Origin of the sequence: Xenorhabdus sp. PB62.4 (assembly GCF_014467285.1) — a bacterium.
In the GTDB taxonomy this organism is placed as follows: Bacteria; Pseudomonadota; Gammaproteobacteria; order Enterobacterales; family Enterobacteriaceae; genus Xenorhabdus.
In genome coordinates, this window is the sequence record NZ_NKHR01000117.1 from 1 (window position 1) to 601 (window position 601).

Consider the following 601-nt stretch of genomic DNA (forward strand, 5'->3'; position numbering starts at 1 on the left):
GTGATAAGGAAACAGGGTGCGGATGACATCATGGCGCGGACAAATGAGTCCATAATGACGCCGGATATATGGGCGCAAACCGTATCAATTCATGCTTGCATAACCGGGGACGTCCATATATGGTCAAGAACTTTCGGACACATTTCTAGCCTCTTCCCACTGTCGTTCGTATTCAGCCGGAGAAATTCCCCCATTAAAGCTATGAGGACGGATGTCGTTGTAATACCCGCCCAAATAGTCGGTGATATCCCTCATTGCCTCATGAATGTCCCGATAGACTTCTGGCGGGATCCATTCACTTTTCAAACTCCGGAATACCCGTTCCATGGGGGAATTATCGTAGCAGTTGCCCTTGCGGCTCATGCTTTGGATAATTTTATTTTGCCAGAGTAAGCGGCGAAACTTTTTACTCCTGTATTGACTGCCTTGGTCTGAATGAAAAACCAGCCGTCCTTCACGATGGCGCGTTTCCAATGCATTGTTCAGTGCCCGGCAGACCAGCTCAGCATCAGGCGAAGAACCAATGGCCGTCCCCACCACCCGGCGGGAAAATAAATCCGTGACCACAGCCAGATAGCACCATCCCTCTTTTATGCGAACG

The 601-nt window shown here is 49.8% G+C and carries 1 protein-coding gene; it reads right to left on the reverse strand.

What is annotated here, in order from left to right; all coding sequences use genetic code 11:
- Positions 1 to 123: 123 nt before the first annotated feature.
- The coding region (locus Xenpb_RS19495) for an IS3 family transposase (protein WP_187655756.1) at positions 124 to 601 on the reverse strand (478 nt) is incomplete at its 5' end.